This is a genomic window from Pseudomonas sp. HMSC065H01 (assembly GCF_001815235.1).
Classification (GTDB): domain Bacteria; phylum Pseudomonadota; class Gammaproteobacteria; order Pseudomonadales; family Pseudomonadaceae; genus Pseudomonas; species Pseudomonas aeruginosa.
Genome location: NZ_KV819892.1, coordinates 77,779 through 97,519, shown reverse-complemented (window position 1 = coordinate 97,519; position 19,741 = coordinate 77,779). Strand labels below are relative to the sequence as shown.

General features: G+C 67.1%; 18 protein-coding genes. 4 read left to right on the top strand and 14 right to left on the bottom strand.

Annotated elements, in window-relative coordinates:
* Positions 1-244 precede the first annotated feature (244 nt).
* From HMPREF3014_RS15830 to cioA, 3 genes are read right to left on the bottom strand one after another with little or no spacing between them, the layout of a single operon-like run.
* Positions 245-415: a DUF2474 domain-containing protein gene (locus tag HMPREF3014_RS15830; protein WP_003103026.1), complete on the bottom strand. Its 171-nt coding sequence runs from the start codon at positions 413-415 to the stop codon at positions 245-247.
* A gap of 13 nt (positions 416-428) precedes the next feature.
* On the bottom strand, positions 429-1,436 hold the full coding sequence (gene cioB, locus HMPREF3014_RS15825) for a cyanide-insensitive cytochrome bd quinol oxidase subunit II (RefSeq protein ID WP_003093053.1): 1,008 nt from the start codon (positions 1,434-1,436) through the stop codon (positions 429-431).
* A gap of 3 nt (positions 1,437-1,439) precedes the next feature.
* The gene (gene cioA / locus HMPREF3014_RS15820) at positions 1,440-2,906 is read right to left on the bottom strand and encodes a cyanide-insensitive cytochrome bd quinol oxidase subunit I (RefSeq protein WP_003103027.1); all 1,467 of its coding nucleotides are present in this window, start codon (positions 2,904-2,906) and stop codon (positions 1,440-1,442) included.
* A gap of 437 nt (positions 2,907-3,343) precedes the next feature.
* On the opposite strand from cioA, the gene HMPREF3014_RS15815 reads away from it, so the two are divergent.
* The 3 genes from HMPREF3014_RS15815 to betT all read left to right on the top strand — a co-directional run bounded on the left by HMPREF3014_RS15815 (position 3,344) and on the right by betT (position 7,423).
* Positions 3,344-4,123 carry a MetQ/NlpA family ABC transporter substrate-binding protein gene (locus tag HMPREF3014_RS15815; RefSeq protein WP_003118275.1) on the top strand — a complete coding sequence of 260 codons (780 nt, stop codon included), beginning with the start codon at positions 3,344-3,346 and terminating at the stop codon, positions 4,121-4,123.
* A gap of 174 nt (positions 4,124-4,297) precedes the next feature.
* Positions 4,298-5,272, top strand: a complete 975-nt coding sequence (locus HMPREF3014_RS15810) for a sigma 54-interacting transcriptional regulator (protein ID WP_016253026.1) — start codon at positions 4,298-4,300, stop codon at positions 5,270-5,272.
* A 189-nt stretch (positions 5,273-5,461) separates the two neighbouring features.
* A complete protein-coding gene (gene betT, locus HMPREF3014_RS15805) occupies positions 5,462-7,423 on the top strand; it encodes a choline BCCT transporter BetT (RefSeq protein ID WP_016852485.1) in 1,962 nt (653 codons plus the stop codon).
* A 107-nt stretch (positions 7,424-7,530) separates the two neighbouring features.
* On the opposite strand, the gene HMPREF3014_RS15800 is transcribed toward betT, so the two are convergent.
* The 6 genes from HMPREF3014_RS15800 to HMPREF3014_RS15775 form a co-directional block, all read right to left on the bottom strand.
* The gene (locus tag HMPREF3014_RS15800) at positions 7,531-9,567 is read right to left on the bottom strand and encodes an OPT family oligopeptide transporter (RefSeq protein WP_003114310.1); all 2,037 of its coding nucleotides are present in this window, start codon (positions 9,565-9,567) and stop codon (positions 7,531-7,533) included.
* A gap of 162 nt (positions 9,568-9,729) precedes the next feature.
* Positions 9,730-10,563 (bottom strand): taurine dioxygenase, encoded by an 834-nt coding sequence (gene tauD, locus HMPREF3014_RS15795; RefSeq protein WP_023087013.1) that lies wholly within the window; start codon positions 10,561-10,563, stop codon positions 9,730-9,732.
* Between the two features lie 106 nt (positions 10,564-10,669).
* Complete coding sequence (locus HMPREF3014_RS15790) at positions 10,670-11,488, bottom strand: ABC transporter permease subunit (RefSeq protein ID WP_003114312.1); 819 nt, start codon at positions 11,486-11,488, stop codon at positions 10,670-10,672.
* On the bottom strand, positions 11,478-12,269 hold the full coding sequence (locus HMPREF3014_RS15785; RefSeq protein WP_023085563.1) for a taurine ABC transporter ATP-binding protein: 792 nt from the start codon (positions 12,267-12,269) through the stop codon (positions 11,478-11,480). Before HMPREF3014_RS15785 ends, HMPREF3014_RS15790 begins: the two co-directional genes overlap by 11 nt.
* Before the next feature lie 64 nt (positions 12,270-12,333).
* A complete protein-coding gene (tauA, locus tag HMPREF3014_RS15780; protein WP_023087012.1) occupies positions 12,334-13,347 on the bottom strand; it encodes a taurine ABC transporter substrate-binding protein in 1,014 nt (337 codons plus the stop codon).
* Between the two features lie 204 nt (positions 13,348-13,551).
* A complete protein-coding gene (locus HMPREF3014_RS15775; protein ID WP_003143037.1) occupies positions 13,552-14,472 on the bottom strand; it encodes an acyl-CoA dehydrogenase family protein in 921 nt (306 codons plus the stop codon).
* A gap of 323 nt (positions 14,473-14,795) precedes the next feature.
* On the opposite strand from HMPREF3014_RS15775, the gene HMPREF3014_RS15770 reads away from it, so the two are divergent.
* Complete coding sequence (locus HMPREF3014_RS15770; protein ID WP_223198316.1) at positions 14,796-15,122, top strand: HU family DNA-binding protein; 327 nt, start codon at positions 14,796-14,798, stop codon at positions 15,120-15,122.
* Between the two features lie 123 nt (positions 15,123-15,245).
* Here the strand turns inward: HMPREF3014_RS15770 and HMPREF3014_RS15765 are convergent, their stop codons facing one another.
* Genes HMPREF3014_RS15765 through HMPREF3014_RS15745 form a run of 5 tightly spaced genes read right to left on the bottom strand, consistent with a single transcriptional unit; the run spans position 15,246 to position 19,535 of the window.
* A complete protein-coding gene (locus tag HMPREF3014_RS15765) occupies positions 15,246-15,842 on the bottom strand; it encodes an HAD family hydrolase (RefSeq protein ID WP_003107576.1) in 597 nt (198 codons plus the stop codon).
* On the bottom strand, positions 15,839-16,708 hold the full coding sequence (gene tesB, locus HMPREF3014_RS15760; RefSeq protein WP_003093084.1) for an acyl-CoA thioesterase II: 870 nt from the start codon (positions 16,706-16,708) through the stop codon (positions 15,839-15,841). The genes HMPREF3014_RS15765 and tesB overlap by 4 nt, the downstream gene beginning before the upstream one ends.
* Before the next feature lie 33 nt (positions 16,709-16,741).
* On the bottom strand, positions 16,742-18,337 hold the full coding sequence (locus HMPREF3014_RS15755; RefSeq protein WP_023087011.1) for a SagB/ThcOx family dehydrogenase: 1,596 nt from the start codon (positions 18,335-18,337) through the stop codon (positions 16,742-16,744).
* Between the two features lie 2 nt (positions 18,338-18,339).
* A complete protein-coding gene (locus HMPREF3014_RS15750) occupies positions 18,340-18,918 on the bottom strand; it encodes a GNAT family N-acetyltransferase (protein ID WP_023087010.1) in 579 nt (192 codons plus the stop codon).
* Between the two features lie 26 nt (positions 18,919-18,944).
* Positions 18,945-19,535, bottom strand: coding sequence for a GNAT family N-acetyltransferase (locus HMPREF3014_RS15745; RefSeq protein WP_003106016.1), 591 nt, complete (start codon positions 19,533-19,535; stop codon positions 18,945-18,947).
* Between the last annotated feature and the right edge of the window lie 206 nt (positions 19,536-19,741).

Sequence of the window (19,741 nt, the reverse complement as noted above, 5' to 3'; positions counted from 1 at the left end):
CGGATAACGCCTGCGGCGTTATTCGCCCTACCAAGGCTTCAGTAGGGCGCATCCGCCGCTCCCGTAGGGCGCATAACCGCAGCGCGGTTATCCGCCGAACCGGCCTGGATGGTGCAAGGCGGGAACGCGAGGATTGACGCCCTACGGCGCAACACCGAGCACTGGCGGATCGGCGGACAAAAAGAAGCCCTCCAGCGGAGGGCTCTCGGAAAAGGGCGCCGGAGCGCCCGGATGGGATCGTCGATCAGTGCGGGACGCCCAGCCCCGCCGCGCTCATGAACAGGCGCATCAGCCAGGCGGCGACGCCCAGGGCCAGCACGCTGGCGGTCCAGATACCCGCCAGCCAGGCAAGGCGTCGCCAGAGCGCTGGCTTGGCCGCGCTATCTCGTTCGGGATGACTCGGCGTACGGACCATATGCGGCGCCTCCTCAGTGATAGCCATCGCCGTGCTTCACCTTGCCGCGGAACACGTAGTAGCTCCAGGCGGTGTAGCCGAGGATGAAGGGAATGATGAACAGCGCGCCGACCAGCATGAAGCCCTGGCTCTGCGGCGGCGCCGAGGCCTCCCAGATGCTCACCGCCGGCGGGATGATGTTCGGCCACAGGCTGATCCCCAGGCCGCTGTAGCCGAGGAAGATCAACACCAGGGTGAGCACGAACGGCTTCACGTGGTCGTTGTTGGCCACCGAGCGCAGCAGCGCATAGAAGGTCACCAGGACCAGGATCGGCACCGGCAGGAACCAGAACAGGTTCGGCAGGCTGAACCAGCGTGCGGCGATCTCGGCATGGGCCAGCGGCGTCCACAGGCTGACCACCCCGATGATCGCCAGCAGCACCAACGCCAGCGGGCGCGCCAGGTCGTGCATGCGCTCCTGCAGGCGGCCTTCGGTCTTCATGATCAGCCAGGTGCAGCCGAGCAGGGTGTAGGCGACGATCAGGGCCAGGCCGCAGAACAGCGGGAACGGCGCGATCCAGTCCAGCGAACCGCCGGCGAAGCTGCGGTTCTCCACCGGGATGCCTTCGATGAAGGCGCCCAGCGCCACGCCCTGGAAGAAGGTCGCCACCAGCGAACCGCCGATGAACGCCTTGTCCCAGATGTGCTGCTTGGCCGGCTTGGCCTTGAAGCGGAACTCGAAGGCGACGCCGCGGAAGATCAGCCCGACGAGCATGAAGATCAACGGCAGGTAGAGCGCCGACAGGACCACCGCGTAGGCCAGCGGGAAGGCCCCGAACAACGCCGCGCCGCCCAGCACCAGCCAGGTCTCGTTGCCGTCCCAGACCGGCGCCACGGTGTTCATCATCACATCGCGGTCGCCGCTGTCCTTGAAGAACGGATAGAGCATGCCGATGCCCAGGTCGAAGCCGTCCATCACCACGTACATCATGATGCCGAAGATGATGATGACCGCCCAGATGAGGGGAAGATCGATACCCATGTCTCAGTTCCTCTTGTCCTGGTCGCGGTCGGCCGCTTGCGCGTGGCCGTCGTGCTCTTCGTCGAAACCTTCGCCGGCGGCCGACAACGGCCGTGCCGGCGTGCGCTTCTGCCCGGCGCCTCCCGGGTTGGTCTCGCGTCCCTCATGGGTGACCGGGCCCTTGCGCACCAGGCGCATCATGTAGCCGATACCGACGCCGAACAGCGAGAAGTACACCACCACGAAGGTCAGCAGGGTCAGGCTCATCTGCGTCACGCTCTGCGCCGAGGAGGCGTCGGCGGTGCGCATCAGTCCGTAGACCACCCAGGGCTGGCGGCCCATCTCGGTGGTGAACCAGCCGGCGAGGATCGCGATCAGGCCGGACGGTCCCATCAGCAGGGTCAGGCGCAGGAAGGCCTTCGAGTTGAACAGCTTGTCCTGGCCGCGCCAGCGCAGCCACAGGCTCCAGACGCCGACCAGGATCATCAGCATGCCGAGGCCGGCCATGATCCGGAACGACCAGAACACCACGGTGGAGTTCGGCCGGTCTTCCGGCGGGAAGTCCTTCAGCGCCGGGATCGGCTCGGTCAGGCTGTGCTTGAGGATCAGGCTGCCGAGCACCGGGATCTCCACCTTGAAGCGGGTTTCCTCGCGCTGCATGTCCGGCCAGCCGAACAGGATCAGCGGGGTCGGCTCGCCGCTGCTGTTGTCCCAGTGGCCTTCCATCGCGGCGATCTTCGCCGGCTGGTGCTCCAGGGTATTGAGGCCATGGGCGTCGCCGATCAGCGCCTGTACCGGGGCGACGATCAGCGCCATCCACATGGCCATCGAGAGCATCTTGCGGATCGCCGGGTTGTCGCGCCCGCGCAGCAGGTGCCAGGCGGCCGAGGCGCCGACGAAGAAGGCGGTGGCGAGGAACGCGGCGACCGACATGTGCAGCAGGCGGTAGGGGAACGACGGGTTGAAGATCACCGCCAGCCAGTCCACCGGGATCACCCGGCCGTCGACGATCTCGAAACCCTGCGGGGTCTGCATCCAGCTGTTGGAAGCGAGGATCCAGAACGTCGAGATCAGCGTGCCGATCGCCACCATCACCGTGGCGAAGAAATGCAGGCCCGGTCCCACGCGGTTCCAGCCGAACAGCATGACCCCGAGGAAACCGGCCTCGAGGAAGAACGCGGTGAGCACCTCGTAGGTCAGCAGCGGACCGGTGATGGACCCGGCGAAGTCGGAGAAATGGCTCCAGTTGGTGCCGAACTGGTACGCCATGACCAGCCCGGACACCACGCCCATGCCGAAGTTGACCGCGAAAATCTTCGACCAGAAATGATAGAGGTCGCGGTAGACCTCTTCGTTCGTTTTCAGCCAGAGGCCTTCCAGTACGGCCAGGTAGCTGGCCAACCCGATGGTGATCGCCGGGAAGATGATGTGGAAGGACACGGTGAACGCGAACTGGATGCGGGCAAGGTCGATAGCCTCCAATCCGAACATGGCAACTCCTCTTCAGGTTCTCGGCCCTTCCGGCTTACGTGCGGATTCGGCCGTGCTTCCTCACGCGCAACGCTACGCAAGGTTTTGGAACACATCCTTCAGCTATCGTTCTTGTCATTGGAAAGCGACCGCAGCCCTGGATGGCAGGAATGCGGGAAGGGTCGCAAGCAGATTCCCGGACCGCCCGCCTTGATGCAGAGCAATTCGGTACGAAAATCTTACCCGTTAGCCTAGACCGTCCTGCTGTGGTCGGTTGTCGCGAGACAAATTGCCTCAGCTCTCTCATATTCATTAATAGAATATAAAAATAAACAAATAATATTTTTATGGAATAAAAAGAGTCGCTACTCTCCCCTTCAAGCCGCCCCTCGCGTGTTGGCGCCCCTCCTTCACCGCCCTGAACGCAGCGGCGGACATCGCCCTACAAGGATCGAAGAATGAAAAAACTGCTCCTGCTGACTGCCCTGGCCTCCGTCATCAGCGTTTCCGCCAACGCAGCGGAAAAGCTCCTCGTCGCCGCCACGCCGATCCCCCACGCGGAAATCCTCGAGCTGATCAAGCCGACCCTGGCGAAGGAAGGCGTCGACCTGCAGATCAAGGTGTTCACCGACTACGTGCAGCCCAACGTGCAGGTCGCCGAGAAGCGCCTGGACGCCAACTACTTCCAGACCCTGCCGTACCTGGAGAACTTCAACAAAGGCAAGGGCACCAACCTGGTCACCGTGGTCGGCGTACACGTCGAGCCCTTCGGTGGTTATTCGAGGAAATACAAGTCGCTGGCCGAGTTGCCCGACGGCGCCACCGTCGCCATTCCCAACGAAGGCAGCAACAGCGGGCGCGCCCTGCTGCTGTTGCAGAAGGCCGGCCTACTCAAGTTGAAGGATCCGAACAACGCCCTGGCCACGCCCAAGGACATCGCCGAGAACCCGAAGAACCTGAAATTCAAGGAACTCGAATCGGCCCTGCTGCCGCGCGTGCTGGACCAGGTCGACCTGGACCTGATCAACACCAACTACGCGCTGGAGGCCAAGCTCAACCCGGCCAAGGACGCGCTGGTCCTGGAAGACCGCGATTCGCCCTATGTGAACTACCTGGTGGCGCGTCCTGACAACAAGGACAGCGACGCCCTGAAGAAGCTTTCCGCCGCGCTGACCAGCCCGGAAGTGAAAGCCTTCATCGAGAAGAAATATGCCGGCGCGGTGGTCCCGGCCTTCTGACCCCAGCCCGTCCCGACTCCCACGCTGGGCGCCGTTGCAGCGCCCCTTGTTCACGCCGGTGTCGCATGGCTTGCACCGGCGTTTCTTTTTCCGCAACGGCCCCCGCCCGCAGCCGTTCCGGCCGTCGTCGCGGCGCAGGCGCTGGAGGCGCCCCGTGCCGCCAAGGAGTTACCCATGAGCGAGAAACCACGCCCCGCGCCGCTGACCTTCCCCGACGCCGACCGCAGTCCGCTGAGCATCCGCGCCAAGGCCCTGGTGTTCTTCGACCCACGCTCGCACCGGGTCCGCGAAGAACTCGAGCGCCTCGCGCCACAGGGCCAGCCGGTGCTGATCGAAGGCGAGACCGGCACCGGCAAGGAGCTGCTCGCCCGGCAGATCCACCGCCACAGCGAACGCGCCGGTCTGTTCGTCGCGGTCAGTTGCAGCGCCCTCAGTCGCAACCATGCCGAAGCCGAGCTGTTCGGCTACGCTCCCGGCGCCCATAACGGCCCGGTCGGCAGCCGCGCCGGCTGGTTCGGTTCGGCCAATGGCGGCACCCTGTACCTGGACGAGATCGCCGACCTGCCGCTGACGCTGCAGGCCAGGCTGCTACAGACGCTGGAGGAACGCGAGGTGCTGCGGGTCGGCGCGCAGCAGCCGATTCCCCATGACGTGCGCCTGGTCACCGCCACCAGCGTCGACCTGGACCAGGCGGTGCGCGCCGGCAAGTTCCTGGCCGGCCTGCAGCAGTACCTGCACGACGGCCGCCTGAGCCTGCCGCCATTGCGCGAACGTCCGGGAGACATCCTGCCGCTGGCGGAATACTTCATCGGCGTCTATGCCCAGCGCCTGGACCTGCCGGTGCCGGCCATCGGCGTGGAAACCCAGCGGGTCCTCGAGAGCTATCCCTGGCCAGGCAACATCCGCGAGCTGGAAAACGTCGTCCACTTCGCCCTGCTGGTCAGCGACAAGGAAGAAATCCTGCCGCAGCATCTGAATTTTGGCGGGGCAACGCCAGACCCATCGCTGGCCGGTCTGCGGCGCCTGCTCGGCCAAGCCGGAGCGCCGTCGCTGGAGCAGGTACAGGCCCTGCTCCTGCAACTGGCCACCGAGCAGGCAGGCGGCGACGAGGAGGTGGGAAGGCGGCGCTTGGGACTGGCGGCGAACTGAAGGAATCCTTCGGCGAACGTGCGGGAAAAGCGCGGCGCCGAAGGCTTCCATACGTCCGAAGGATTGGCTCCCGAGCCCTTGATCGTGTTTATATTGAACGCTTGATCAAATTAAGGACGAGGAGACCAGCCTGTTTTGACTGACGCACAATCGCCCTCCGCCACCCCCTCCACCCCCACGCCCATCCGCATGAATCCCCCGGTGTTCTACGGTGCGGCGATCCTGATCCTGCTGTTCGCCGCAGTGGTCATCGGCTTCCCCCAGCGCGCCGGCGAATGGCTGCTGGCCGCGCAGACCTGGGCCTCGCAGACCGTCGGCTGGTACTACCTGCTGGCGATGACGCTGTACCTGATCTTCGTGGTGGTCACCGCGCTTTCCGGCTACGGCAAGATCAAGCTCGGTGCCGACCACGACGAGCCGGAATTCAGCTACCTGTCCTGGGCCGGCATGCTGTTCGCCGCCGGCATCAGCATCACCCTGTTCTTCTTCTGCGTATCCGAACCGCTGACCCACTTCCTCCAGCCGCCGCAAGGCGAGGCCGGTACCCAGGAAGCCGCGCGGCAGGCCATGGAACTGCTGTTCCTGCACTGGGGCCTGCACGGCTGGGGCGTGTTCGCCCTGGTGGCGATGGCGCTGGCCTACTTCGCCTACCGCCACAACCTGCCGCTGGCCCTGCGTTCGGCGCTCTACCCGTTGATCGGCAAGCGCATCAACGGGCCGATCGGCTACACGGTGGACTGCTTCGGCATCATCGCCACGGTGTTCGGCCTCGGCGCCGACATGGGCTTCGGCGTGCTCCAGCTCAACTCCGGGCTGGACTACCTGTACGCCATCCCGCATACCCATGCGGTGCAGATGGTGCTCATCGTGCTGATGATGGGCGCGGCGATCTCGGTGGCGGTCTCCGGGGTCGACAAGGGCATCCGCATCCTCTCCGACATCAACATGCTGCTGGCTTGCAGCCTGTTGCTGTTCGTGCTGTTCGCCGGTCCGACCCAGCACCTGCTCAACACCCTGGTGCAGAACGTCGGCGACTACCTCGGCCACCTGCCGGGCAAGAGCTTCGACCTCTACGCCTACGGCGGCCCCAGCGACTGGCTGGGCTCGTGGACGGTGTTCTACTGGGCCTGGTGGATCGCCTGGGCGCCCTTCGTCGGCCTGTTCATCGCGCGCATCTCGCGCGGCCGGACGATCCGCGAATTCGTCTTCGGCGTGCTGTTCATCCCGCTCGGCTTCACCCTGGCGTGGATGTCGATCTTCGGCAACAGCGCCCTGGAGCAGGCCCTCGGCGGCGCCAGCGAACTCGGCCGGGTGGCCATCGAGCAGCCGTCGATGGCCCTCTACCAGATGCTCCAGAACTACCCCTGGAGCCGCGCGGTGATCACCGTCACGGTGCTGGTCAGCTTCGTCTTCTTCGTCACCTCGGCGGACTCCGGCACCGTGGTCCTCTCCACCCTCTCCGCCCACGGCGGCAGCGCCGACGACGACGGGCCGAAGTGGCTGCGGGTGTTCTGGGGCTCGGTCACCGCGCTGGTCACCGGCGGGCTGCTGTTCGCCGGCAGCATCGACGCGCTGAAGTCGGCGGTGGTGCTGACCTCCCTGCCCTTCTCGCTGATCCTGCTATTGATGATGTGGGGCCTGCACAAGGCCTTCTACATGGAGTCGCAGCGCCAGCGGGCGCGGAGCCACTCCCTGGCGCCGCTGATGAGCGGCAACGGCAAGCGCTCCGGCGGCTGGAAGCGACGCCTGTCGCAGGCCGTGCACTTCCCCTCGCGGGACGAGGTGTACCGCTTCATGAACGACGTGGTGCGCCCGGCGATCAGCGAGGTTTCCGAGGTGTTCCGCGAGAAGGGCCTGGCGGTGGACGCCCAGCTCGACCCGGGCAACGCCTCGCTGAGCCTGGAGATCGGTCATGGCGAGCAGCATCGGTTCCTCTACCAGGTGCTGATGCGCGGCTACTTCACGCCGTCCTTCGCGCGTGCCGGCATGGGCGGCCTGCACCTGAAGAATCGCCGCTACTTCCGTGCCGAGGTGCATCTCGCCGAAGGTAGCCAGGACTACGATCTGATGGGCTACACCAAGGAGCAGATCATCAACGACATGCTCGACCAGTACGAGCGGCACCTGCAGTTCCTGCACCTGGTGCGTTGAGCGCAGGAAAAGGGGGCGCGCAGGGCGCCCCTTCCCTCATCCTCCGTCCCTGTCCGCGGGGAATGACGCTAGCGGCAACATCCCATCCCCGTGCAGCTGCGAATCCCTCAGCGCGCCAGCACTCGCCGGTAGAACAGCACGCAGATCGCGACGAATACCACCAGTCCCAGCCACTGGGCGATGCCCGCGAAGCCGGCGCCGGCCAGCGCCAGCGGCGCGTCCTCGCCGGTGGCGCCGATCACCCCGGCGAGCAGGATGCCCATCAGGCTCTCGCCGACGATCAGCCCCGAAGCCAGCAGCACGCCGCGTCGCTTCGGCTCTTCGGCATAAGCCTCTTCGTCGACCCCGGCCGCCGCCGCACGCTTCTTCAGGGCATTTTCCAGCAGCCAGGAAATCAGCGCACCGACCACCAGGGTCATGCCGATGGTCGGCGGCAGGTAGATCCCCAGGCCCACCGCCAGCACCGGCAGGCAGGCCTTGCCGGTACGGCGCAGGAGCAGGTCGACGAGGATCAGGGCGATGCCCAGGGCGACGCCGATGAGGATCATGTTCCAGTTCAGCGCGTCGTGGAAAATCCCGCTGGCGATCGCCGTCATCAGGGTCGCCTGCGGCGCGGCCAGGGCCTGGCCGGGGTCCATTCCCTCGCGCGGCAGGGCCCCGGTGAAGCCGTAGGCGCTGTAGAGCAGTTCCAGCACCGGGGGGATCACCAGCGCGCCGACGATGCAGCCGACGATCAGCGCGACCTGCTGGCGCCAGGGCGTGGCGCCGACCAGGTAGCCGGTCTTGAGGTCCTGCAGGTTGTCGTTGGAGATCGCCGCGATGGCCAGCACCACCGAGGTGGTAAACAGCGCCAGGGCGATCGCCAGCTTGCCGTTCTGGCGGTCCAGCAGGCCGCCCTCGATGCTGCCGAAGCCGAGTATCAGCAACGACACCAGGATGACCGCGATGATTCCGATCCCCGAGATCGGACTGCTCGACGAACCGACCAGGCCGGCCATGTAGCCGCAGGCGGCGGCGATCAGGAAGCCGAAGAAGAAGGCGAACACCACGCATACCGCCACCAGACTCCAGAACTGCGGGCTGGCCATGTCCGGCGCGGCGGCACCGAGGAAGTGGCTGAAGACCACGAACAGCGAGACCAGCAGTATCCCGGCGATCAGCAGGATCCACTTGGCCGGCATGTCCAGCTCGGTGCGCAGGCTGTTCGCCTGGCTATTGCCGCGCACTGCCCCGAGGGAGGCCCAGACGCCCCGCACCATCGGCTTGAACAGGGTCGCCAGGGTCCACAGCGCGGCCACGCCGATGGTGCCGGCGCCGAGGAAGCGCACCTGCGAACTCCACAGTTGGGTGGCCAGGTCCGACAGGCTCTGGCCGTCGGCCGGCACGCTGTTGACGGTCAGCAGCGGCACCGCGACGCCCCAGGAGATCACCACGCCGATGAGGATCGCGATGCCGGCGGTGATGCCCATCAGGTAGCCGGCACCGACCAGCGCCAGGGAAAAACCGGTGGAAAGGCGGAACGCCGCCTGCCCGGCACTGAGCCAGACGCTGAAGCCTTCGGCGAGAACCTTGAAGCCGCTGCTCCAGAGGCTGAACAGCGCCGCCACCAGGCCGCCGCCGAGGATATCGTAGAGCCCCGGCGCGTTACCGGCGGCACGCGGCGCGCGGGCGTCTTCCTCGTCCTCGGCGCCGTCGCTGCCGACCCGGAGGATTTCCGCCGCCGCCACCCCTTCCGGATACGGCAGTTCGCTCTGCACCACCATCACCCGGCGCAGCGGAATGGTATAGAGCACCCCGAGAATGCCGCCGATGGAGCAGATCGCCGCGGTCTGCCAGAACGGGAAGCCACTCCAGTAGCCGATCATCAGCAGGCCGGGAAGGATGAAGATGATCGAGGACAGGGTGCCGGCCGCCGAGGCCTGGGTCTGCACCATGTTGTTCTCGAGGATGTTGGCGCCGGAGAAGTAGCGCAGGACGGCCATCGAGATCACCGCCGCCGGGATCGACGAGGCGAAGGTCAGGCCGACCTTCAGACCGAGGTAGACGTTGGAGGCGGTGAAGACCACGGTGATCAGCGCACCGAGGATCAGGCCACGCAGGGTGAGCTCTGGCAGGGTCAGCTCATCCGGGATGCGTTCTTGCATGGATGAAAACTCTCGAAACAATTGGACCCGCCAAGCTTAGGCGAGAGCGGCACGCCGGGACACGACAGCGAATGTCGCAGAGGCGACCTTTTCGAGAGCAAAAGCTGGCGGAACGGACAGTTGCCGGCGCGGGCCGCCGGAGGAAGCCCGCGCGCGGCGGCGTCAGAAGGGCTTGTCGCCGAGGATGGTGGCGCGATGCATGACCCGCCGCTGGGGCCGGTAATCGTCCACCGCGTAGTGCTGCGTCACGCGGTTGTCCCAGAACGCCACGTCGTTTTCCTGCCAGCGCCAGCGCACGGTGAATTCAGGTCGCGTGGCATGGGCGAAGAGGAACTTCAGCAGCGCATCGCTCTCGGCCGGCTCCAGTTCGTTGATGCGGGTGGTGAAGCCATCGCTGACGAACAGGCACTTGCGCCCGGTGACCGGATGGGTGCGCACCACCGGATGCGAGCGCGGCGGATTCTTCAGGCGGGCCTCCTCCAGGCGCGCCAGGTCGGCCTCCGTGACGCCGAAGCGCTCGCGGGGGAAGGACTTGCCGATGTCGTGGGTCGCCGTGAGGCCGTCCAGCAGACGCCGCAGCGGCGCCGACAGCGCCTCGTAGGCCGCCGTGCTGCTCGCCCAGAGGGTGTCGCCGCCGTACGGCGGCAATTGCTTGGCGGCGAGCACGGCTCCCAGCGCCGGGGTCTCGAGGAAGGTCACGTCGGTGTGCCAGATGGCATTGTCGCGCACGTCGGTGACCGCGGTGTCGAGGACGATGACCTCCGGCTGCTCCGGCACGCTGGGGTAGATCGGATGGATGTGCAGGTCGCCGAAGCGGGCGGCGAAGCGCGCCTGGCTCCTGGGTTCCAGCGACTGGTCGCGGAAGAACAGCACCTGGTGTTCGAGCAGGGCCTGCTCGATGGCCCGCTGGCCGGTGTCGTCCAGCGGCGCGCCGAGGTCGATGCCGGAAACGATGGCGCCCAGGGCCGGGCTGATGGGTTGGATGGTCAGGCTCATGTCGTGCTACTCGTCGGGCAGGTTGCGGGCGCGCCCTGCGCGCCCTCGCTCCGGCCTTCGCCGCGTGAGTGAAGGCCGGTTCGGAAATGACTCGGGACTCTCGCGCTCAACCCCAGGCGGCGAAGCGCCGCTGGACCCAGCGCAGCCCCAGTTCGAAGGCCAGGGCGATGGCGGCGATCAGCAGGATGCCGACCACCACCACGTCGGTGGCGAGGAATTGCGCGGCGGACTGGACCATGAAGCCGAGGCCTCGGTTGGCCGCGATCAGCTCGGCGGCGACCAGGGTCGACCAGCCGACGCCGAGGGCGATGCGCAGGCCGGTGAGGACCTCCGGCAAGGCACTCGGCAGGATCACGTAGCGCACCACCTGCCAGCGGCTGGCCCCCAGGCAGCGCACCGCCTGCACCCGCGATCGGTCGACGCGACGCACGCCGGCGGCGGTAGCGATCAGCAGCGGCGCGAACAGCGCCAGGTAGATCAGCAGCACCTTGCTCAGCTCGCCGATGCCGAACCAGATGACGATCAACGGCAGGTAGGCCAACGGCGGGATCGGCCGGTAGAACTCCACCAGCGGATCGAGGGCCGCTCCGGCCAAGGGATTGAGGCCCATCAGCACGCCCAGCGGGATCGCCGTCAGCACCGCCGCGCCGAGCGCCAGGAGCACCCGCAGCAGACTGGTGCCGACGTGTTGCAGCAGGCTGGCATCGAGGTAGCCCTCCTGCCATAGCCGTTGCAGGGCTTCGAAGAGCTGTTCGGGCGCCGGCAGGAACAGCACGTCGACCCAGCCGAAACGGGTCGCCGCCCACCACAGCAGGGCCAGGGCCAGCACGCTGGCACCGGCGGCCCAGCGCCGACGGTCGCCGGGCAGACGGCGCTTGCGCGGGACAGGATTGGCAACGGCGAGTCCGAGGGTATCAGTGGGCATGTTCGGCCTCCGCGACATCGAGGAATTCGTCCAGCAACGCCTGGCGCAAACGGCCGAACTCGGGATCAGCCTTGATCGAACGCACCGTTTCGCCGGCGGCGTAACGCCGCGCGAAGTCCACCGGCAGGCGCTTGACGATGCGCGCCGGCGGGCCGTCCATCACCACCAGGTCGGTAGCCAGGAACAGGGCTTCGTCGACGCTGTGGGTGATCAGGAAGAGGCCCTTGCCGGTCTGCTTCCACAGGTCCAGCAGGAGCACCTGCATGCGCTCGCGGGTCAGCGCGTCGAGCGCGCCGAACGGCTCGTCGAGCAGCAGGAAGTCCGGCTCGACCGCCAGCGCGCGTGCCAGCCCGAGGCGTTGCCGCTGGCCGCCGGAGAGCTGAGCGACGGACTGCTCGGCGTACTCCTGGAGGCCCACCAGTTGCAGGACCTGGCGCGCCCGCGCGGTGCGCTCGGCCTTGCCCAGGCCACGGATGCGCAGGCCCAGGGCGACGTTGTCGAGGGCGTTGAGCCAGGGCATCAGGGCGTCGTCCTGGAATACCACGCCGCGCTCGCCGCCAGGCCCTTCGAGTGTCCGGCCGTCGATCTGCACGCGTCCCTGGTTCGGCTTCTGGAAACCGGCAAGGATGTTCAGCAGTGTCGACTTGCCGCAGCCCGAAGGACCCAGCACCACCAGCGACTCGCCCTTGGCCAGGCCCAGGCTGAGATCGCGGAGGATGGCGCGGCGCTGGCCGCGCTGTTCGAATGAGAGGCTGATCGCCTCGGCCGTCAGACGGCTCATGTGTTCTGCCCTCCGTAGGGTAAGAAAGCCTCCGCTCCGACAGGCCGGAGCGGAGGCGCGGAATTCAGCGCTGGCCGACCTGGACCTGCTCCGCCTGGCGCACGAAGTCGGCGCTGACGTAGGGCGAGTAGTCGCCGAGGACGGCCGGCACGCGCTTCTGTTCCTTGAGGAATTCGGCAGTGCCGGCGATAGCCTTGGCGGTGCCGCCGCCGAGCAGGTCGGCGGACAGTTGCGCCTGGCTTTCCGGGAAGGTCGAGCCGGCCAGCAGTTCGGGGACGTCCCTGGGATCGGCGCCGGTCAGCCGGGCGATCTTCTTCACCGGCTCGGAGTCGGCGGTCCATTCGGCCTTGTGCGCGTTGTAGTCGGCGAAGGAATCGAGGCTGACGCGGGCGAAGCGGGCGACGATTTCAGGATGCTTCTCGGCGAAGTCCTTGCGCGCCACCCACACCTCGAATGTCGGCGCACCCCACTGGCCGACTTCGGCGGCGTCGGTGAGGACCTTGCCGCTTTTCTTGATCTCGCCCAGCGCCGGCGACCAGACGAAGGCCCCGTCGATGTCGCCGCGACGCCAGGCGGCAGCGATCTCGGCCGGGTTGAGGTTGACGATCTTCACCTTGGACGGATCGATCTTCCAGTGCTTGAGGGCGCCGAGCAGGCTGTAGTGGGAGGTTGAAACGAACGGGGTAGCGATAGTCTTGCCGACTAGGTCCTCGGGTTTCCCGATCCCGCTTCCATTGCGCACCACCAGCGCCTCGGCGGCGTTGATCTGCGCGGAAACGATGAAGGCGACGATCGGCAGCTTCCGCGAGGTCGCCGCTGCCAACGGGCTGGACCCGATGTTGCCGAGTTGCAGGTCTCCGGAGGCGAGCGCGGCGATCACTTCCGGACCGCTGTTGAAGCGGCGCCAGTCGATCTTCTCCCCGATGGCTTTCTCGTACAGGCCATCGGCCTGGGGCACCTTGGTCGGGTCGATGCCGGTCTGGTAGCCGACCGTGATGTCGGCGGCCTGGGCGGCGACGGAAAGGCTGGCAAAGGCCAGGGCTGCCACCAGGCGGTGCAGGGAATTCGGGCGTTTCATCGGGCGAACCTCGGAGGCAACGGTGCCGCGCTCCGGAGGAGAACGGACCAGGGACGGGCAATGGGTGGCGACAGCAAGTCCGGTGGTCCGGTGCGATGCAGATTACAGATATAAAAAACTCGATATAAATAATATTTTGGAATTAGTTTATGAGCGCGAATGCGCCCCCGGATGCCCTTCCGCCCTTGCTCCATGCCCCCGTCCCTACAGGGCCGCGCCCAGCAAACGGGCTTCCAGGGCCTGTCGGCGCAGGCAGGCGAGCAGCCCGGCGCGGGCCACCGCCTCCGCCTCGCTCGCCAGCAGCGACGCCGCCGCGCTTTCGCGGAATGTCAGCGCGCCGCCGCGGGCGAATGCCGCCTGGAAGGACTCCGCCGCCAGTTCGACAAGACGCAGCGCGAGGGCGAGGAGACGCGGCGCCTCTCCCTGCCCCGCCACGTCGCCCGGCACCCGCGCAGCCTGGCCCAGGTCGAGGTTGGCCTGGGCCAATCGGGTCAAGCCTTCGCGCAGTTGCCCGCACGGGGTCGGCGGCAGGCCGGGCGGCACCAGGATGTCCTCGGGATGCAGCCGCAGCCGCTGGTAATGCAGCCGCTGCCCGGCGGGCAAGAACAGCCCCGAACCATCGGCGAGGCCGGAGATGTCGATGCCTGCCCGCCCCGTTTCGGCGACAGCGATCAGGTGAGCGCGGGAGGGCGCGTGCCAGGCTGAGATCAGCAAGCGATCCACGTCTTCCACGGCGAAGCAATCGCTACCCCGTCCACCCACCAGGAAACCGCCCCGCCAGTGCTCCTGCGCTTCGGGCTGGGCGCGCCGCAGATCGACCGCCTCGCTCCACAGCCAGCGGCGCTCGACGCTGGCCGGCAACAGGCGGCGCTGCTGTTCAGGACTACCCAGCAGGCGAATGGAAGCGATCTGCAGATGATGCAGGGCCAGGCGCCGTGCCAGCTCGAGTTCCTGCTCGGCCAGGTGGCGGACGCCAGCGAAGATTTCCCCCCAGTCCCGCTCCATGCCGGCGAACACGCGCGGCACTGCCAGCGCCAGCAGTCCACTGTCGCGCAGGCTTGCCGCCCAACCGGCCATGGGTCGCGGTGTCCTGGGGTCGGGCGAGTGGAGCCGGGCTTCGCTCATGCGGCACCTCGAACGGGGAGCGAGGGCCAGGCGTTGGCGCGAGGTAAGCAGGCTCCGGTGATGGAAAGGGACGGGATGTCCTGCTTATAACCCTAATGGATGAAACCCTAACCTATAAATAACCAATAATCCTTAACTAAGAACCGGAGGCATGCGCCCTGGCAGAACCATGAGGATGCGTCGGGCAACCGACGCCGGCATCATTCCGGACAGCCGCGAAAACCTCTGTAACGGCTCTGTCATGCGCGTCGTGCGAGGAAACAAATAAGCGGAGAAAAGGGAACCTTATTCGCGCCAAGCTGTTTAAAATCACGCCCGTTTCTGTGCGAGGCCCCTCGCGCAGTCTTTTACCAAGGAGCTACACCACCATGGCACTGACCAAAGACCAACTGATCCAGGACATCGCCGAAGCCATCGACGCGCAGAAGACCACCGTTCGCAGCGCGCTCGACCAGCTCGCCGAGATCGTCAAGGACGCCCTGGAGAACGATGGCGAAATCACCCTGCCGGGTATCGGCAAGCTGAAGGTCTCCGAGCGTCCCGCGCGCACCGGCCGCAACCCGCAGACCGGCAAGGCGATCGAGATCGCTGCCAAGCGTGTAGCCAAGTTCGTTCCGGCCAAGGCACTGACCGACGCGATCAACGGCTGATAACGGCCGCCGCATCCCGCACGGATGCGCAGGAAAAAAGCGCAGGAGCCTGGCTTCCTGCGCTTTTTTCGTTTTCGGGGAGCCGCTGGCGCTGCCGCCCTCGAGGTTTTCCGCCGGATATTCCTACGGCGTTTGCAGTTGCTCGAGCAACGCATGGCAATCGGCAGCGTGCCAGTCGGCCAGCTCCGGCCAGGGGTTTTCCGGCAGGTTGACCAGCACCGTGCGACTACCCGCGGCGCGTCCGCAGTCGAGGTCGAAACGGTAGTCGCCGACCATCACCAGCTCCGCCGGCGTCACGTTCCAGCGTCGGGCGATGCGCAGCAAGCCATCAGGGTCCGGCTTGGGCCGCGCCTCGCCGCGCCCGAGGATGTGCTCGGTGGGGAAGCAGCCGCCCAGGCCGATCGCTTCGAGGGTGATCAGCGCCAACTGGTGGTCGTTGCGGGTCAGGATGCCCAGGCGCACGCCGCGCCGCTGCAACTCGCGCACCAGTTCCAGTGCGCCCGGCGCCGGCCGCGCGGCCTCGGCCAGGGCGCGCTCGTGTTCGAGCAGCCAGGCGTGCTTGGCCGCCGCCTCGGCCTCGGGCAGGGCGGCGAGGTGCAGCAGGATGTCGTCCTGCTCGGGGATGTCCAGCGCTCGGCGGATCGCCGGGAAGTCGTGCACGGCCCGGGTCAGGGTGCCGTCCATGTCGAACACCCAGTGGCGGATGTCGGCCAGCCTCACGCCCAGTCCTCACGCTTGCGGATCAGGCCTTCCTGGCTCGACGAGGCGACCAGCTGGCCGCTCTGGTTGAAGATGCTGCCGCGCACGAAACCGCGTGCGTTGCCGGCCCAGGGGCTGTCGATGGCGTAGAGCAGCCACTCGTCCGCGCGCAGGTCGCGGTGGAACCACAGGGCGTGGTCGAGGCTGGCGACCTGCATGGTCTTCTGCCACACCGAAACGGCATGGGGCTGCATCGAGGTGGTAAGGAAACCGAAGTCCGAGGCGTAGGCCAGCAGGTACTTGTGCAGCGCCGGGACGTCCGGCAGCTTGCCGTCGGCACGGAACCAGAGGTACTTCACCGGTTCGTCGGGCTGCGGGTCGTAGGGGTCGTGCTGGGTGACCGGACGAATCTCGATGGGCTTCGGATACAGCAGCTTGTCGCGGATGCGCTCGGGAATCCGCTCGGCGCGCTGGCGGGTCAGCTCCAGTTCCGAAGGCAGATTATCCGGGCCAACCACCTCGGGCATCTCGATCTGGTGGTGGAAACCTTCCTCGTCGTACTGGAAGGAGCTGCTCAGGGTGAAGATCGGCTGGCCTTTCTGGATCGCGGTGACCCGGCGGGTGCTGAAGCTGCCGCCGTCGCGCACCCGGTCCACCTGGTACACCACCGGCATGCTGGCGTCGCCGGGACGCAGGAAGTAGCCGTGCATGGAGTGTACGTGGCGATCGTCCTCCACCGTCTGGCTGGCCGCCGACAGCGCCTGCCCCAGGACCTGGCCGCCATAGAGCTGGCGGAAGCCGAGATCCTGGCTCATGCCCCGGAACAGGTTCTCCTCGATGGGTTCCAGGCTCAGCAAAGCCACCAGGTTGTCCAGTATCTGGGTCATGGGGTGTTTCCTCGAATTCGGGCTGTCGACGGGCTAGTCGCGGCGCATGGCCGGGTACGCGGGCATGTTGCAAAGACGAGTGTCCCACACCGCGCGGCCGAGGGTGAAATGGTAGAGACTGGCCATGGACTCATCCGTTAGTCCAAGCAGCTCATGCACCAGGGGGTCGTAGTAGCAGCCGATACCCGTCCCAGACAGCCCGGCGGCCTCCGCCTCGAGGTAGAGCAACTGGCCGACCTGCCCGCATTCCCAGTACAGCCGCGGATAGCACCAGGGACCTTCTTCGAGCGCCGCGCCGAGATGGGCGAGCATGGCGAGCGCGACGCAGCCGTCGCCGGCGATGTCCTGCTGGCAGGAGAGATACGCCGACAGCGCGCGTGCATCGCCTTCCTGCAACAGGTACAGCGGCAACTCCGGATCGACGTGCTGCCAGAGGAAGTCCTCGCGCATCGGCGGCCGCCGCAGGCCGCTGCGGTCCAGCCAGTACAACCCCGGCACCAGGCCCCGGACGCGATGGACGAACAGCAGCAGATCGACCCGCGCGGCCTCGCCGGTGACCGCGAAAGGCACCGGCGAGCGCTCCGGCAGCAGCCTGCGCAGCCAGGCCCGCAGCAGCCCGACATCGATGCCGGCGCGCCCGTCCATGCGCTGCGCGCTACGCCGCCGATGCAGCAGCGGTCGCAGCGGCAGGCCGGGGTTGTCGTTGCCGGGCTCGCCCGGTGCGACCCTCCACGGGCGTGCCGGCAGGCGCGGCGCCCGACATAGCCCATGTATCCGCTGCAACTCCGGCCAGTCCCGGTACTCCCGCGACAGCCGGTTCGGCGCGCCGGCCAACGGCAGGGCCGCCAGTCCTTCGCACAGGCGCGGCGAAAGGGAAGGCTCCTGCGTGAGCGCCGGCCCGATCCAGAACAGTGCGTCGACGCTCTCGCACTCGGCGAAGCCGTCCCGGTCAAGGCCGAACAGGCCGTCCAGTGCGCTTTCGGCGACGCCGCGCAGCAGGCGCATCTCCCAGCCCTGGATCGCCGCGGCGATCGAGAGGCAGGCCAGCGCGTGGCCGAGGTCATGCTGGCAGTAGCGATAGGCTCGCTCACCGTATTTCCAGGCCTCGCGCCAGTGCACGCTGGTCAATGCCAGGAGGCAGCCGCCGGGCGGCAAGCAGTCATCCAGCAGCGAAGCCAGCGGCGCCGGCAGTTCGCCGCGCACCTCCAGGGCATGCTTGTCGGGACGGTAGTGGGCGAGCAGCGGCGCCGGCTCCAGGGTACCGCCGGGAAGCAGCAGGTAGGCTTCGGTGGGATGCAGGTTGCCGCTCGACGGATTGACCCGCAGCGCCCAGCGAGTGCCGCCGGCCTCCTTCCAGGCCGACAGCGCCAATCCGTCGTAGAGCATCTGCGAGAGGCTGCGGCGATCGAGCCGAGAGGGCGCGGCCGCCGGCCCGGAAAACACCCCGTCGTAGGGTGGCGACTCCTCCAGCGGCCGATGCAGCAGTTCGATTTGCCGGCAGCCCCGGTACTGGCGGAACGGCGCCGGCTGGGTCGCCCAGTCCAGTCCGCCGGGACCGGGTGCGTAGCGCTCCGGGCGATGCATGCTGAGGCGATGGTAGGAGAGCACCTCGCCGCCGCCGTCGCCCATGTTCACCGCTCCGCCCAGCGGGCCGCGTCGACGCGATAGAGGATATGCCGGCGCATCGGGTGATCCGCTGCCAGGAGTGGGTGGCCGAAATCCTCGGCCGGATCGCGACGCATGCCCAGGCGCTCCATCAATCCCCAGGAGCGGCGGTTGGGCGGCGTGGTGAAGGCCACCACCTCGGGCAGGCGCAGCCGCTCGAAGGCGAAGTCCAAGGCGGTTTCCGCCGCTTCGCGGGCGAGTCCACGCCCCCAGTAGGCGGGCGCCAGGCGCCAGCCGATCTCCACGGTCGGGGCGAAGTGCACGTCCATGGTCACGTCGAACAGGCCGGTGAATCCGATGAACACCGCCTCGCCCGGTAGCTCCAGGGCCCAGGGCCCGTAGCCACGCTCGGCAAAATGCGCCTGGACGCGATCGACCAAGGCGTCGCTCTGCGCGCGGTCGAGCACACTGGGGAAGAATTCCATTACCTGCGGGTCGGCGCACATCTCGGCGAACGCCTCGCGGTCGCTGTCGCGCCAGGCGCGCAGCAGCAGGCGCGGGCCATGCAGTTCGGAAATGGCGGAAGGGGGAAGGTTCGCGTTCATGGGAGGCCTTTTCGGAAACGGCCGACTCATCTGCGAAGCCAGTCCTCGCGCGTCAACCGGTACAGCACATGATGCCGCAAGCGGTGGCCGGGAGGCAGGTCGGGATGCTCGAAGTCGTCGGTGGGATCGCGATGCATCCCCAGGCGCTCCATCAGCCCCAGGGAGTTCTCGTTGGCCGGTACGGTGAAAGCCACCACCTGGTCCAGGCCAAGGGTATCGAAGGCGTAGCTCAGCGCCGCCTCGGCCGCCTCGTGGGCGAAGCCCTCCGCCCAATGCTCGGCGGCGAGACGCCAGCCGATGGCCACCGCGGGTACGAAGGGCGCATCGAAGTCCACGACCTCCAGCCCCACGTAGCCGATGAAAGGATCGCCGCCCTTGACCTGCAGCGCCCACCAGCCAAAACCGTGCTCGGCGAAGTGCGCGTCGATGCGGCGCAGCAACGCGTCGCTCTGGGCACGATCCAGGCAGGACGGAAAGAACTCCATCACCAGTGGATCGGCATTCAGCTCGGCGAACCTGGCCCGGTCCTGCACCAGCCAGGGCCGCAGGATCAGACGGTGGGTATACAGCCGTGGCGAGCGAAGATGCTCGATGCTCAGGCTGGTCAGGTCGGCCATCGCTTGGTTCCTTTCGTTCAACGCACTCCAGAAGGACTATCTGACCGCAGGAATCGGCTGGGGTGCCCGCGAGGGCGGTATTCCGATCTTTGGTCAGGCTCCGCGGAAAAGGCTCCCCAACCGGAGTGTAGTCTTTTCCGCGCCTGGACATGCCCGATCCTCGGGCAAAGCGATGACGATTGGTTTACCGCCCGGGCAACGGGCGC